The sequence below is a fragment of the Azospirillum sp. UENF 111221 genome (assembly GCF_058780625.1).
The window spans coordinates 2,537,825-2,551,860 of sequence record NZ_JBSNCH010000005.1; the positions used below are offsets into that span (position 1 = coordinate 2,537,825).

Annotated in this window: 16 protein-coding genes; 7 read left to right on the top strand and 9 right to left on the bottom strand. The window is 66.5% G+C overall.

The genetic code is table 11. The features are described 5' to 3' along the window. Positions 1 to 187 precede the first annotated feature (187 nt). The 4 genes from ACWPN3_RS26870 to ACWPN3_RS26885 are packed head-to-tail and all read left to right on the top strand — an operon-like array spanning position 188 to position 3,764. Positions 188 to 1,039, top strand: coding sequence for an electron transfer flavoprotein subunit beta/FixA family protein (locus tag ACWPN3_RS26870; protein ID WP_492240076.1), 852 nt, complete (start codon positions 188 to 190; stop codon positions 1,037 to 1,039). 25 nt (positions 1,040 to 1,064) lie between these two features. Continuing rightward, positions 1,065 to 2,144: an electron transfer flavoprotein subunit alpha/FixB family protein gene (locus ACWPN3_RS26875; RefSeq protein WP_109452089.1), complete on the top strand. Its 1,080-nt coding sequence runs from the start codon at positions 1,065 to 1,067 to the stop codon at positions 2,142 to 2,144. 28 nt (positions 2,145 to 2,172) lie between these two features. Then, entirely contained in the window at positions 2,173 to 3,474 is a 1,302-nt protein-coding gene (locus ACWPN3_RS26880) for an FAD-dependent monooxygenase (protein WP_109452088.1), read from the top strand. After that, complete coding sequence (locus ACWPN3_RS26885; protein ID WP_109452087.1) at positions 3,471 to 3,764, top strand: ferredoxin family protein; 294 nt, start codon at positions 3,471 to 3,473, stop codon at positions 3,762 to 3,764. The genes ACWPN3_RS26880 and ACWPN3_RS26885 overlap by 4 nt, the downstream gene beginning before the upstream one ends. A gap of 103 nt (positions 3,765 to 3,867) precedes the next feature. On the opposite strand, the gene ACWPN3_RS26890 is transcribed toward ACWPN3_RS26885, so the two are convergent. Beyond that, positions 3,868 to 4,278: a response regulator gene (locus ACWPN3_RS26890; protein WP_247873338.1), complete on the bottom strand. Its 411-nt coding sequence runs from the start codon at positions 4,276 to 4,278 to the stop codon at positions 3,868 to 3,870. 284 nt (positions 4,279 to 4,562) lie between these two features. Between ACWPN3_RS26890 and ACWPN3_RS26895 the strand changes: the two genes are divergently transcribed. Then, a complete protein-coding gene (locus ACWPN3_RS26895; protein WP_109051293.1) occupies positions 4,563 to 4,865 on the top strand; it encodes a hypothetical protein in 303 nt (100 codons plus the stop codon). A gap of 55 nt (positions 4,866 to 4,920) precedes the next feature. Here ACWPN3_RS26895 and nifW read toward each other — a convergent pair whose 3' ends face one another. The 6 genes from nifW to ACWPN3_RS26925 all read right to left on the bottom strand — a co-directional run bounded on the left by nifW (position 4,921) and on the right by ACWPN3_RS26925 (position 9,995). Next, positions 4,921 to 5,256, bottom strand: a complete 336-nt coding sequence (nifW, locus tag ACWPN3_RS26900; RefSeq protein WP_109452086.1) for a nitrogenase-stabilizing/protective protein NifW — start codon at positions 5,254 to 5,256, stop codon at positions 4,921 to 4,923. Between the two features lie 13 nt (positions 5,257 to 5,269). Next, entirely contained in the window at positions 5,270 to 6,121 is an 852-nt protein-coding gene (gene cysE, locus ACWPN3_RS26905; RefSeq protein WP_492240077.1) for a serine O-acetyltransferase, read from the bottom strand. Continuing rightward, on the bottom strand, positions 6,118 to 7,239 hold the full coding sequence (gene nifV / locus ACWPN3_RS26910) for a homocitrate synthase (RefSeq protein WP_492240078.1): 1,122 nt from the start codon (positions 7,237 to 7,239) through the stop codon (positions 6,118 to 6,120). Before nifV ends, cysE begins: the two co-directional genes overlap by 4 nt. Before the next feature lie 133 nt (positions 7,240 to 7,372). After that, positions 7,373 to 8,602 carry a cysteine desulfurase NifS gene (gene nifS, locus ACWPN3_RS26915; protein ID WP_492240079.1) on the bottom strand — a complete coding sequence of 410 codons (1,230 nt, stop codon included), beginning with the start codon at positions 8,600 to 8,602 and terminating at the stop codon, positions 7,373 to 7,375. 15 nt (positions 8,603 to 8,617) lie between these two features. After that, positions 8,618 to 9,541 (bottom strand): Fe-S cluster assembly protein NifU, encoded by a 924-nt coding sequence (nifU, locus tag ACWPN3_RS26920; RefSeq protein ID WP_109452081.1) that lies wholly within the window; start codon positions 9,539 to 9,541, stop codon positions 8,618 to 8,620. A gap of 58 nt (positions 9,542 to 9,599) precedes the next feature. Next, entirely contained in the window at positions 9,600 to 9,995 is a 396-nt protein-coding gene (locus ACWPN3_RS26925) for a HesB/IscA family protein (RefSeq protein WP_109452079.1), read from the bottom strand. A gap of 312 nt (positions 9,996 to 10,307) precedes the next feature. On the opposite strand from ACWPN3_RS26925, the gene ACWPN3_RS26930 reads away from it, so the two are divergent. After that, positions 10,308 to 10,820 (top strand): hypothetical protein, encoded by a 513-nt coding sequence (locus ACWPN3_RS26930; protein ID WP_109452077.1) that lies wholly within the window; start codon positions 10,308 to 10,310, stop codon positions 10,818 to 10,820. A gap of 191 nt (positions 10,821 to 11,011) precedes the next feature. On the opposite strand, the gene ACWPN3_RS26935 is transcribed toward ACWPN3_RS26930, so the two are convergent. Beyond that, complete coding sequence (locus ACWPN3_RS26935; protein WP_492261840.1) at positions 11,012 to 12,049, bottom strand: alkene reductase; 1,038 nt, start codon at positions 12,047 to 12,049, stop codon at positions 11,012 to 11,014. A 289-nt stretch (positions 12,050 to 12,338) separates the two neighbouring features. Here ACWPN3_RS26935 and ACWPN3_RS26940 point away from each other — a divergent pair, with 289 nt between their 5' ends. Then, entirely contained in the window at positions 12,339 to 13,001 is a 663-nt protein-coding gene (locus ACWPN3_RS26940; RefSeq protein WP_109452073.1) for a TetR/AcrR family transcriptional regulator, read from the top strand. 3 nt (positions 13,002 to 13,004) lie between these two features. On the opposite strand, the gene rarD is transcribed toward ACWPN3_RS26940, so the two are convergent. After that, the gene (gene rarD / locus ACWPN3_RS26945; protein ID WP_109452071.1) at positions 13,005 to 13,931 is read right to left on the bottom strand and encodes an EamA family transporter RarD; all 927 of its coding nucleotides are present in this window, start codon (positions 13,929 to 13,931) and stop codon (positions 13,005 to 13,007) included. Positions 13,932 to 14,036: the final 105 nt, after the last annotated feature.

Sequence of the window (14,036 nt, forward strand, 5' to 3'; positions counted from 1 at the left end):
TTCCCCTTGTCGCCTTTGCGACACGGGGAGGGCACTTTCCGACTTTTGAAAATCTCCAGTGTTTCCCGTGACTTGGCCGGCCTCCGCCGGCTGGCACGCTGCTTGCTGTCTTGGGTGTATCCCGGCCCGGTGCCGGCCCCAAACCCACATGCGCGCCACAGCGAGAGCGGAAGCCAAGGAGAACGGGATGCACATCGTCGTCTGTATCAAACAGGTGCCCGACAGCGCCCAGATCCGCATCCATCCCGTCACCAACACCATCATGCGGCAGGGCGTGCCCGCCATCATCAACCCCTTCGACCTGTTCTCGCTGGAAGAGGCGCTGCGGCTGAAGGACAAGGTGGGCGCCCGCGTCACCGTGCTGACCATGGGGCCGCCGATGGCGGAGACCTCGCTGCGCAAGGCGCTGTCGCTGGGAGCCGACGACGCGGTATTGCTGACCGACCGCAAGTTCGCCGGCTCCGACACGCTGGCGACCTCCTACGCCCTGACCTCGGCCATCCAGAAGCTGTCCGAGGAGGATCCGGTCGACATCGTCTTCTGCGGCAAGCAGACGGTGGACGGCGACACCGCCCAGGTCGGCCCCGGCATCGCCACCCGCCTCGGCTTCGAGCAGCTGACCTACATCACCAGGATCGAGGATCTGAACACCGCCTCGAAGGAGATCGTGGTGCAGCGCCGCTCGGAAGGCGGCGTGCAGGTGCTGAAGACGAAGCTCCCCTGCATGATCACCATGCTGGAGGGCACCAACACCATCCGCTTCGGCAAGATGGACGATCTGTTCCGCGCCGCCCGCTACGAGCTGAAGAGCTGGAGCCGCGATTTCACCGGAGCCGAGGAAGGCCGCGTCGGGCTGAAGGGCTCGCCGACCGTGGTGTCGAAGGTGTTCGTGCCGAAGCCGCGGGCGGAGAAGGCGAAGATGATCGTTGCCGACGCCGACACCCCCGACGCGATGGCCGCCGCCGCCATCGACGCCATCTTCGCTGCCCAGCCCAAGCTGGCCGGCGACCTGCTCGCCCGCGCCGCGGCCGGGCTCTGACGATTTACCCGCGGGAGACCCGACGATGAGCGAACCGAGCAAGCCCCAGGGCCGCAAGTTCCAGCTTCCCGAACACCTGAAAATTTACAAGAACGTCTGGGTGATCGTCGAGCAGGAGCGCGGCATCGTCCACTCCGTGTCGCTGGAGCTGCTGGGCGAAGCCCGCAAGCTGGCCGACAAGCTGGGGGTGGAGGTCGGTGCCGTGGTGCTGGGTGCCGAAAGCCCCGACCTGAACCGCATCTGCGGCGACGCCATCGGCTATGGCGCCGACATCGTCTACAAGGTGACCGATCCGGCGCTGGCCGATTACCGCACCGATCCCTATTGCCGCGTCATGACCGACGTGGTGAACACCCATAAGCCGGAAATCGTGCTGTTGGGCGCCACCACGCTGGGCCGCGATCTGGCCGGCGCCATCGCCACCACGCTGGCGACTGGGCTGACCGCCGACTGCACCGAGCTGGACATCTACGCCGACAACCGCTCGCTGGCCGCCACCCGGCCGACCTTCGGCGGCACGCTGCTCTGCACCATCCAGACGCTGGCCTACCGGCCGCAGATGGCGACGGTGCGCCCGCGCGTGATGGCGATGCCGGAGCGCGACGACGCCCGCATCGGCCGCGTCATCGAAATCCAGCCGGACCTGCGCGAAGAGGACATCGTCACCAAGGTCCTGAACTTCATCGCCGACCGCGAGCAGAACGAGGCGCAACTGGCCTTCGCCGACATCATCGTGTCGGCCGGCAAGGGTTTGGGCAAGGTCGAGAACATGAAGCTGGTCTTCGATCTCGCCAAGATTCTGGGCGCCGAGGTCGGGGTGACCCGCCCGCTGGTCCAGGCCGGCTGGGCGACCAACGACCGTCAGGTCGGGCAGACCGGCAAGACGGTGCGGCCCAAGCTCTACATCGCCGCCGGCATTTCCGGCGCCATCCAGCATCGGGTCGGCATGGAGAAGTCGGACCTGATCCTGGCGATCAACACCGATCCGAACGCGACGATCTTCGACTTCGCCCATCTCGGGCTGGTCGGCGACGCGCTGAAGATCCTGCCGGCGCTGACCGATGCCTTCGGCCGCCGCCTCTCCGTCAACCGCATGGCCGGCTGACCGCCGGACGAGAAAGGAGCCTGTCGACATGGTCGAAAAGTTCGACGCCATCGTCATCGGTGCCGGCCCGTCCGGCAACGCCGCCACCTACACGTTGGCAAAGCAGGGGCTGAAGGTGCTCCAGCTCGAGCGCGGCGAGTATCCCGGCGCCAAGAACGTCCAGGGCGGCATCATGTACGCCCATGAGCTGGAGAAGATCATTCCGGACTTCCGGGACGATTGCCCGACCGAGCGCCACATCATCGAACAGCGCGTCTGGCTGCTGGGTGACGACAATTACGTCGGCACCAACTACCGCTCGGAAGCCTTCAACAGCGACAAGCCGAACCGCTACACCATCATCCGCGCCAACATCGACAAATGGTGGGGCGAGCAAATCCGCAAGGTCGGCGGTCTCCAGATCTGCGAGACGACGGTGACCGAGCTGATCCGCGATGCGTCGGGCAAGGTCATCGGCGTCCGCACCGACCGCGAAGGCGGCGAGATTCACGCCGACGTCGTCATCATGGCCGACGGCGTCAACGCCCTGCTCGCCAAGCGCGCCGGGTTGCAGGACGAAGCCGCGCCGGAGAATGTGGCGCTGGCGGTCAAGGAAATCCTCTTCATCGATCCGGAGCTGATCCAGCAGCGCTTCGGCATCAAGGAGGACGAGGGCGTCGTCATCGAGATCATGGGCAAGGTGACCAAGGGGATGGTCGGCACCGCCTTCCTCTACACCAACAAGGAATCGCTGACGATCGGCATCGGCTGCCTGATCTCCGACTTCAAGAACGGCGATTGCCCGCCTTACCGGATGCTGGAGGATCTGAAGAAGCATCCCGTCATCAAGCCGCTGATCGAAGGGGCGGAGATGAAGGAATACGCCGCCCACATGATCCCGGAGGGCGGCTACAAGGCGATTCCGCAGCTCTATGGCGATGGCTGGATGGTCGTTGGCGACGCCGCCCACTTCAACAACGCCGCCCACCGCGAGGGCTCCAACCTTGCAATGGCGTCGGGCCGGATGGCGGCGGAGACGGTGATCGAGCTGAAGTCCGCCGGCAAGGGCTTCAGCGCGCCGAACCTGGCCGCCTACAAGAAGAAGCTGGATGACAGCTTCATCATGAAGGATCTGAAGAAGTATCGCGAACTGCCCGGCATCATGCATGGCAACAAGCAGTTCTTCGGCGCCTATCCCGACGAAATCACCGCGGCGGCCCACAATTGGTTCACCGTGGACAGCGTCGACAAGAAGTCGAAGGAAAAGCAGATCATGAAGTCCTTCATCAAGCGCCGCTCGGTGATGGGACTGGTCGGTGACGCAATCAAGCTGGTGAGGGCCGTGCGATGACAATGATGGTGAAGGTCGAAGAGAAGCTCTATCAGAACCGCTACATCGTCGACGAAAGCCGGCCGCACATCCAGATCAAGAGCGTGGAGGCCTGCCAGACCTGCGAAAAGCAGGCTTGCACCTTCTGCTGCCCGGCGGCCTGCTACAGCAAGAACGAAACCGGCGGCGTGACGCTGGTGACCGACGGCTGCCTGGAATGCGGTACCTGCCGTGTCGTCTGCCAGGACAAGGGCAACATCGCCTGGGATTATCCGCGTGGCGGGTACGGCATCAGCTACAAGTTCGGCTGATCCGGTCTTTCATTGTCTTTCCCCTGAACCGGTTGGCCTCCGCGCGGTGACGCGCGGGGGCCGATCTGTTTTCGGAAGGGAGGAGGCTTCCGCCGACGCTTTTCTACACCCGGCTCTGCAACGCCTCTGTCGCCTGCCCCAGCGCCCGTTGCAGTTCGGCCGGGAAATAGGGCTTGCGGACAAAGCCGAAAGGATCGCATTCGGCGGCGCGGTGGCGGGTTTCGGGGTCGCCGAAGGCGGAGGTGAAGATGCAGCGGATGCCGGTCCGCTTGCGGATCGCCGCCGCGGCCTCGATCCCGTCGCGCGGCCCCCGCAGGCGGATGTCCATCATCACGATGTCCGGACGCAGCCGCTCCGCCGTCGCGACCGCGTCATCCGCATTGTCCTCGATCCCGACGACGGCGAATCCAAGCATGCCGAGGACCTCCTCCAAAGCCATGGCGGCGAGGCTTTCGTCTTCGACGATGAGGATGCGGACAGGACTGTCGGAGGCAGGCGATAGGTCGGTCATCATGATCGTGCAAGGAGTGTCACAATGATTTTACAGGAGTCGTGCAATCGGCGAACCTGAAAAGGCGGGGTTATGACCAATGGTGCAGCCTGCGTCCCTTGCATGGGTGAGGGTGGAAAAGCGTCGGCTGGGCTGTCCGCGAACCCTTGTTTTTCACACCTGCGGCGTACCATCTGACTGTTAAGGCTGTTTTCACGAGCGAGCATCGCGGGCCTGCACCCGTCCCTTGCAAACTGTCGGACGGGTTATCTGCGGGTTTGCGGCCTTTTTGCATGAGGAGACCGGCGATGGATCTGCGCGTCTGTTTTGAAAACATGGAAAGCGTCAACGTCAACGACGCGGCGATGATGAAGCACTACACCAAGAGCTATCTGGCCGATTTCGACCCGGAATGGGCCGGCTTCATCATGCTGCCGCACAGTGAGACCATGCGCGCGACGATGGAGCCCGCCTGGCAGGTGCTGATCCGCGGCGCCACGCCACGCACGGAGCAGGAGCTGCTCCGCTATCTCGACGAAAATCCGATGGCGGCCTACCATGTTCATGTCTACCGGCGCGACGGCAGCCCGAACGAGAGCAAAATCCACTGACGACAAAGGGGGCGCTGCAGGCGCCCCCCTTGCTCCGCAAAACGGCGCCGGCGGTTCAGCCGACCGGCGTGCCCAGCAGGCTGTCCAGCGGGACGAAGCGGTCGGCCATCTTGCGCGCCTCTTCCTTGTGGACCTTGAAGGTCTTCTCCGCGATGGCGTTGGAGACGACGAAATCCTGGTACGCCCGTTCCAGGTGGAAACGGTAGCGTGCCGCCGTGCCGTCGTCGTCCAGCCCTTCCATGCCGATGTCGTCGGACAGGTAATCGTGGAAGCGCTGCAGGATGTGCAGCCGGTTCACGTTCACAACACGCTGGTCGTAGGTGACGTGGAAGAAGCGCAGGAAGTCTTCCGCGGTCTCCAGATCGTCGAGGTCGTCGGTGAAATCGCTCATCGTCGAAGGCTCCTCACGCGTGCTGCTGGGTGGAAGGCGAGGGGGCGCACCCCTCCTGGTCGCAGATGTTGCCGCAGGAACTGCAGGCCACACCGTCCAAGCGTATATCGCTGTGTATGTCGTTCAGGCGAAATTCCGACAGGCGGATGCTTTTAGCAGGAAACTGTGACGTTTCCGCTGCGGTGTGGGCCTCGAGCCGGGCTTCAATGCGGTTTATGTGGTCGATCAGGCAGGCGATGGCCTTGCCGACCGGATCGGGCATCAGATGATGTTCCAGATCGATGCCGTGATTGGAAAGGTGGGGGTCGGACAACTGGCGGTGTGCTTCCGGCCGCACCACCCGGCCGGGGATGCCGACCACGGTCATGCCCGGCGGCACCGGCTTGGTCACCACCGAATTGGCGCCGACCCGCGCGCCGGCGCCGACGGTGATCGGTCCCAGGATCTTGGCGCCGGCACCGACCAGCACGCCGTCCATCAGCGTCGGGTGCCGCTTGCCCTTGGTCCAGGACGTGCCGCCCAGCGTCACGCCGTGGTAGAGAGTCACGTCGTCGCCGATCTCCGCCGTCTCGCCGATCACCACCCCGGCGCCATGGTCGATGAAGAAGCGGCGGCCGATGCGGGCGCCGGGATGGATGTCGATGTTGGTCACCGCGCGGGCGACATAGGACAGGAAACGCGCCGGCCAGCGCAGCCCCCGCTGCCAGGCTGCGTTGGCGACGCGGTGGATCACCAGCGCATGGATGCCGGGATAGCAGGTCAGCACGTCGAGGACGTTGCGCGCCGCCGGGTCGCGGTCGAACACGCAGGCGACGTCCTCGCGCAGCAGGACGACGATTCTCGGAGGAGTTCTGGCCTTCGTCATGTCGCCGCCTCCAGAAAGGCGTGCAGTTCCTCGGGAGTTGGCGGCCGCTTGGCGCGGGTGGCCAGCGCGCGGACGCGCGGCAGCACCGCCTGTGCGGCGGCGTCGTCGCAGGCGATGCCGAGCCGCTCATAGGCCAGCTTCACCGCTGCGGTGCCGGAATGCTTGCCAAGCACGATGCGGTGTTCACGCCCGACCTCGGCCGGGTCGAAATTCTGGTAGGTGCTGCGGTCGCGCAGCAGCCCGTCGACATGGATGCCGGCCTCGTGGGTGAAGACGGCGGCGCCGACGATCGACTTGTTGACCGCCACCGGCCGGTTGGACGCCCGCTCCACCAGATCGCTGATGGTGCCGAGCGAGCGCGTCTCGACGCCGGTGTCGATGTGGTAGAGGTGCTTCAGCGACACCACCACCTCCTCCAGCGGGGCATTGCCGGCGCGCTCGCCCAGCCCGTTCACCGTGGTGTTGACGTGGGTGGCGCCGCCCAGCACCGCGGCCAGCGAATTGGCGTTGGCGAGGCCCAGATCGTCATGGGCGTGGATCTCGATCTCCAGGTCGGTGGCGCGGCGCAGCCGCTCGATGCAGGCGCGCGTCTGGAAGGGATCGAGCACGCCGAGCGTGTCGGCGAAGCGGAAACGGCGGGCGCCGGCTTCCTGCGCCACCGTGGCGGCGGCGATCAGGAAATCCATGTCGGCGCGCGACGAATCCTCGCCTCCGACGCTGACCTCCAGCCCATGGTCGCGCGCCTGTTTCACTTGGCGCTCGATCTCGGCCAGTGCCCAGGCGCGGCTCCGTTTCAGCTTCCTGGTGATGTGGATGTCCGACACCGGCATCGACAGGTTGACGAAGCCGACATTGCAGGACAGCGCCGCCTTCAGATCGGCGTCATGCATCCGGCACCACACCATCAGCCGGCCTTTCAGCCCCAGCGACGCCACGGCGCGGATGCCCTCGCGCTCCTCCTCGCCCATGGCCGGGATGCCGATTTCCTGCTCCGGAACGCCGGCGGCGTCGAGCGCCTTGGCGATGGCGATCTTCTCGTCGAGCGTGAAGGCGACGCCGGCGGTCTGCTCGCCGTCGCGCAGCGTGGTGTCGTTGATTGTGGCGAAGGTGGTGGGCATGGGGGCACCTCGCGCGCGGGGACCGGCTGTCCCCGTTGATAAATGTCGCAGGCCGGGCCGGGGACCCGCCCCGACGGGGTGTCGTCGGGCGGGGTGCCGGGACGGGCCACCGACCCGGCCTGCGATTCCGGTGTTAGGAATAAACGGGTGCGAACTCTTTGGGCTTGCCGGCTTCCTGCTGCCAGTAGGGCGACAGGCTGCGCAGCTTGGCGATGATGCCCGGCACCACGGCGATGACGTGGTCGATCTCGGCGTCGGTGGTGTCGCGCGACAGCGAGAAGCGGGTGGCGCCGTGCGCCGCCGTGTAGGGCACGCCCATGGCACGCATCACGTGGCTCGGCTCCAGCGACCCCGAGGTGCAGGCCGATCCGGAGGACGCGGCGATGCCCTGCTCGTTCAGCAGCAGCAGGATGGCCTCGCCCTCGATGAACTCGAAGGCGATGTTGCAGGTGTTGGGCAGCCGGTGGTCCGGGTTGCCGGTGACGAAGCAGGCCGGCACGGCGGCCAGGATCGCCTGTTCCAGCCGGTCGCGCTGCGCCTTCACCCGCGTGTTCTCCTCGCCCATGTGGGTGAGGGCGAGGTGGGCGGCGGCGCCCAGGCCGACGATGGCCGGGGCGTTCTCGGTGCCGGCGCGGCGCGAGCGTTCCTGGTGGCCGCCGCGCAGCATCGGACGGAAGCGCAGGCCGCGCTTGACGTACAGCGCACCGATGCCCTTGGGGGCGTGCAGCTTGTGGCCGGACAGCGACAGCATGTCGACGGCGCTGTCGGCGAGCTTCATCGGGATCTTGCCGACCGCCTGGACGGCGTCGGTGTGGAAGACGGCGCCGACCGCCTTGGCCATTTGCGCCAGTTCCTCGATCGGGAAGATCGTCCCGGTCTCGTTGTTGGCCCACATGATCGACACGATGGCGACCTGGTCCGACAGCGCCGCCCGGTAGGCGTCGATGTCGAGGTTGCCCTTGCCGTCCACCGGGATGCGGTGGATCTTGTAGTCGCGCTTCTTCTCCAGATAGTCGCAGAGCGCCAGCACGGCGGGATGCTCGACCACGCTGGTGACGATCTCGCGCTTCTTCGGATAGGCCTCGATGATCGACAGGATCGCGGTGTTGTCGCTTTCCGTCCCGCCCGAGGTGAAGACGATCTCGCTGTCATGCGCAGCGCCCAGCAGAGCCTGCACCTGCTTGCGCGCCCATTCGATCTTGCCGCCGACCGCGGCGCCGAAGGCGTGCATCGAGGACGGGTTGCCGAAATGCTCGGTGAAGAGCGGCAGCATTTCCGCCAGCACGTCGGGGTCGACGCGGGTGGTGGCGTTGTTGTCGAGATAGATGCCCCGGTTGGGAATGGTCGTGTTCGGGATCGTCATCGCCGGTTCCTCCCCTTAGCCCGCATGGGCCGGCATGAGGGACGCCGGCTTGACCCGGACGAACTCGCCGAGCGCCTCGACCAGCTTCATCTGCACGCCCATCATGGTGCCGGCCGACTGCGAACAGCCGGAGCAGGCGCCGGTCAGCCGCACGTAGATGTCCTTGCCGTCGATGTCGACCAGCTCCACGTCGCCGCCGTCGCGCTGGATCTGCGGGCGCATCTCCTCGATGGCGGACATGATGGCCTGCATGCGCTGCACGTTGGTCAGCTTCGGCGCGGCGGCCGGTTCCGGTTTGGCCGGCAGCGGCTTGATGGCGTCGAGGCCGACGGTGCCGGGGGTGTGCTTCGCGGCGGGTTTCAGCGCGCCGGTCTTGGCCATCACCGCTTCCAGCACTTCCTCGATCTTCTCGTGGCAGGTCTGGCAGGAGCCGCCGGCCTTGGTGTAGTGGGTGACTTCCTCCAGCGAGGTCAGGCCGTTGACGGTCACCGCGCGCTCGATCATCGCGGCGTCGACCCCGAAGCACTTGCAGATCAGCTCGCCTTCCTCGTGGTCGTCGACCCACTCCTCGCCCTTGTAGTTGGCGATGGCGGCACGCAGGGCCTCCGCACCCATGACCGAGCAGTGCATCTTCTCCGGCGGCAGGCCGCCCAGATACTCGGCGATGTCGCGGTTGGTCAGCGTCAGTGCCTCGTCCACCGTCTTGCCGATGATCATCTCGGTCAGCGCTGAGGAGGAGGCGATGGCCGAGCCGCAGCCGAAGGTCTGGAACTTGGCGTCCAGGATGACCTGGGTGTCGGGATCGACCTTCAGCATCAGACGCAGCGCGTCGCCGCAGGTGATGGAGCCGACCTCGCCGACCGCGTTGGCGCTGTCCAGGACACCGGAGTTCTTCGGGTTGAAGAAGTGTTCCTTGACCTTGTCGGTGTAGTTCCACATGTCGCTGCTGCCTTTCCGTGGGGTGCGCGCCTAGGGGAAGAGCTATCTGAAAGCGGGATCAGTGGGTCGAGTAGGGGGCTGACGATCCGCAGCTCGACGACGACGTCGAGCAGGAGCCCCCGCCGCCGTCGCCTGCCGAGAAGGACTTGCCGCAGCCGCAGCTGCTCGTCGCGTTCGGGTTGTCGAACTTGAAGCCCGAGCCTTCGATGCCCTCGACGAAATCGACCACCACGCCCGACAGGAAGGGCTGGCTGTTGGCGTCGACGAAGATGGTGACGGGGCCGAAGCTGAGCACCGTGTCGTCGTCGCCCGCCGCCGCCTCCAGGCCCATCTGGTATTTCAGGCCGGCGCAGCCGCCGTCGGTCACCGCGATCCGCAAGCCGGCGGCAGCACCGCCGGACTTCGCCAGGACCTGTTCCAGGGTGGAGACCGCCGCATCCGTCAGAGTCACCATGTCCCGCCTCCTCAAGCCGCGTTGCCGGGGGTGCCGGCCAATCTGACGAGGTTAAAAGCAAGCGGTGTGCCAATCTAACAAGTCATTGAAACAAAAGGATTGTCAGGTCAGGCGGGCGTGGCGAAAGTCCGACAATGTTTCGCCTACAAACGGTTTTGTCGGGTTTGGTGCGTGTCGGATTCGCGACAGCCGCGACACTTCGCCGCACAAAAATAATGTGGTCTTTCCCGGCGTCCCCACGCGTACCATGGGGGCGTCGTCGGTGCGTCGGATGGTTGATTGCAGCAGCGGAAAACACAGGCGAGGGAAGCGATGAGCGACGAACCGATCGAACTCCGGATGTCGAACGGCCGCATGGCCTTCGGCGACGTGCCCGAACAGATCGACGAGCTTTTGCAGGAGGCGGTGAAGGCCCGCGACGTGCCCGAGGCCTGCGAGGCGCTGCTGTGGGAGGCCCACCGCAAGGGACCGCGGGTGCTGCCGGTCTTCTACGCGCTCTACAAATTCTACTTCAACCGCAAGAAGCTGGGGGAGGCGGAGCGGGTGGCCCGCATCGGGCTGGATGCCGCGGCTCTCCAGGGCGGCTTTCCCGCCGACTGGTCGCGGTTGACCGCAGGCTCCACCGACTGGACGGCGGCCGGGCCGGCGCGCTTCTTCCTGTTCACCATGAAGGCGCTGGCCTTCATCGAACTGCGCCGCCACAACCGCGACAAGGCGTTGGCGATCCTCGCCAAGATGGCGGAGATCGACCCTGCCGATCAGGTCGGCTACGGCACCATCGCGGCACTTGCCCGCGGGTTGGACGGAGAGGGCGGGGCGGCGTGAGCGACCCGGCCAGATAAGGCGGTCCCATAAAAAAGACCCCCGGCCCAGGGGGGAACCGGGCCGGGGGCAGGGGGGATTTGCGTCTCACGACGCGCTCACGACGCGCTCTCTCACGTCGAGAGGAATTGCGGCCCCGATTGGGGATTTCCGACTGGGGATTCCAGGGGGCGGAAGTCGGGGCCGCAAACCTGTCAGGCGGCGACCGATTCCAGCGCCGGGTAATCGGTGTAACCCTTGGCATCGCCGCCGTAATAGGTGGTCCGGTCCGGCTCGGCCAGCGAGGCGCCGGCACGCAGGCGCACGGGCAGGTCCGGGTTGGAGATGAAGGCCTCGCCGAAGCTGACCGCATCGGCCTCGCCGTTGGCGAGCGCCGCGTCGGCGTCACCGCGGCTGTAGCCGCCATTCAGGATGAACGGACCCTTGTAGGCGGCGCGCAGGGTGGACGCCACGTGCGGCGCGCCCTCCGGCGGGGCCATGTGGTGGCCGGGCTTGCCCTCGATCACATGCAGATAGGCGAGGTTGAAGGGGTTCAGCGCCTTGGTGATCGCCAGGAAATGCGGCAGCGGGTCGCTGTCCTTCATGTCGTTGAACACGCCGGTCGGCGACAGGCGGACGCCGATGCGGTCGGCGCCGACGGCATGGGCCGTCGCCTCCAGGATCTCCAGCAGGAAGCGGCAGCGGTTCTCCACCGTCCCGCCATACCGGTCGGTGCGGGTGTTGGTGCTGTCGCGCAGGAACTGGTCGATCAGATAGCCGTTGGCCGCGTGGATCTCGACGCCGTCCAGGCCGGCATCGAAGACGGCGCGCTTGGCGGCGTCGGCGAAATGACGGACCAAGGCAGGGATTTCGGCGGTTTCAAGGGCGCGCGGAACCGGGAAGGGTTCCATGCCGGCGCCGGTGTAGAGCTGGCCCTTCGCCGCGATGGCCGACGGGGCGACCGGGGCGGCGCCGTTGGGCTGGAAGCGCGGGTGGGAAATGCGGCCGACATGCCAGAGCTGGGTGACGATCCGCCCACCGGCCGTGTGCACCGCGTCGGCGACCGCGCGCCATGCCAGGGTCTGGGCGTCGGTGTGGATGCCCGGCGTGTTGGGATAACCCTGGGCGGTGTCGCAGACCTGCGTCGCCTCGGTGATGATCAGGCCGGCGGATGCGCGCTGCGCATAATATTCGGCGGTCAGCGCGGTCGGGCAGTTGCCGTCGCCGGCGCGGCTGCGGGTCATCGGCGCCATGACGACGCGGTTCGGCAGTTCGATCGCGCCGAGACGCAGCGGGGTGAACAGAATCCGGAGTGGCGGTGCTGTGCGTGTCGTTGCTGTGCGGCATGGCGGGAATACCCCCTGTTGGGCAATAGGCTTTTGGGGTGAGGGCTTGTATGTATGTGAGTACATACTTGAACCGACGCCTGCCGCTTGTCAAGTATGTATCTGCATACTTATTATGAAGCCGTCCGACATGACGCTGCCTATCGTGAAGCGGCCCGTCATGACGGCGGCGGGGCGGACTGGAGAGGGACGGGTCTTGGACGCAAGCACTGAAGCCGACGGCTGTTGCCCCGGAAACGGCACCGAGGGCGCCTGCGAAGGCGGGGCGCGCAAGCGCGACCGTGCCGCGACGGAAAGCGCGCTGCTCGACGCCGCCAAGGTGGTGTTTGCCGAGCGCGGCTTCGACGCGGCGACGACCCGGGAGATCGCCGGGCGGGCCGGGGTGAACGAACAGCTGATCCAGCGCTATTTCTCAGGAAAGAGCGGGCTGCTGCTGGCGGTGGTCGAGCGCTATTGGCGCGAGGAGTCCGGTGGCTGCGACCTGCCGCCGCCGGACGACGATCTGGAAACCGATCTCGCCCGCTTCCTGCATGCCCATTTGAAGCACAGCTGGAAATGCCGCGACTTCACCCGCGTCGTGCTGGCGCGCGCCCTGGTCGATCAGGCGGTGGCGGACGAGATGGCGCGCACCCTGTCGGAGAGCCGCATCCCCTGCCTGCTGAAGCGGCTGGAGGGCTATCGCGACCGCGGCGCCATCGCCGCCGACGCCGACCTCGCCAATGTGGCGGCCGGCATCGCGACGCTCAGCTTCGGGCTGGGCTTTCTCGATCAGGTGGTGTTCGGCCGCGACGATGCCGGCATCTGCGCGATGGTCGGCACGCTGGCCCACACCATCGCCCATGGCCTGACGCCGCGCTGACCCCTACTCCGCAGCTGCCGCGGCGCGGGTGGTGGCGCGGTGGCTGTGCACCGCGTCGGCGGTGAAGACGGCGAGGGCCACCCAGATGCAGGCGAAGGTGATGGCGTGGCTGTGGGTGAAGGCCTCGCCATAGACCAGCACGCCCAGCAGCAACTGCCCGGTCGGCCCGACATATTGCAGCAGACCCAGGGTGGTCATGGTCAGCCGGCTCGCGCCGATCATGAACAGCACGAGCGGCACCGCCGTCATCGGTCCGGCCAGCACCAGCAGGGTGCTTTCCCCCCAGCCATGGCCGAAGGCGCCGTCGCTGCCCAGCCACAGCAGATAACCCAGCGCCGCCGGCAGCAGCAGGGCGGTTTCCACCAGCAGTCCGATCACCGGATCGATCGCCGCCTTCTTGCGCACCAGGGCGTAGAAGCCGAAGGACAGTGCCAGCGACAGCGCGACCCAGGGCACGGCGCCATAGCTGACGACGAGGCTGCCGACGCCGGCCGCGGCGATGGCGACCGCCAGCATCCGGCCGCGGCTGAGCCGTTCGTTCAGGAACAGCACGCCCAGCAGCACATTGACCAGCGGGTTGATGAAGTATCCCAGGCTGGCCTCGACCAGCCGGCTGTTCACCACCGCCCAGATGAAGACGGTCCAGTTGACGGTGACCAGCAGGGTGGTGACCACCAGGATGCCCAGCCGGCGCCAGTTGCCGACCGCGGCGACGACGGCCGCCGGCCCGCGGGTCGCCAGCACGCCGATGCCGACCAGCACCACGGTCCACACCACGCGGTGGGCGACGATCTCCACCGCGCCGACATCGCCCAGGGATTTGAAGAAGACGGGGTTGACCAGCCCCCAGATCAGGTAGGAGGCAAGCGCCGCGACGAACGCGGCGGTTGTGGAGGTCGGGGCCTTGGCGGGCGGCGGGGTCTGAGCCATACCGTCCGTTTAGCACATTGTTTGGGCAATCCGGCAGCGGGCCGCCGGGCATGGCCGGGCTGCGCGGCCGGCATCGCTACACGTCATCCTGGCGTCGGGTATCGA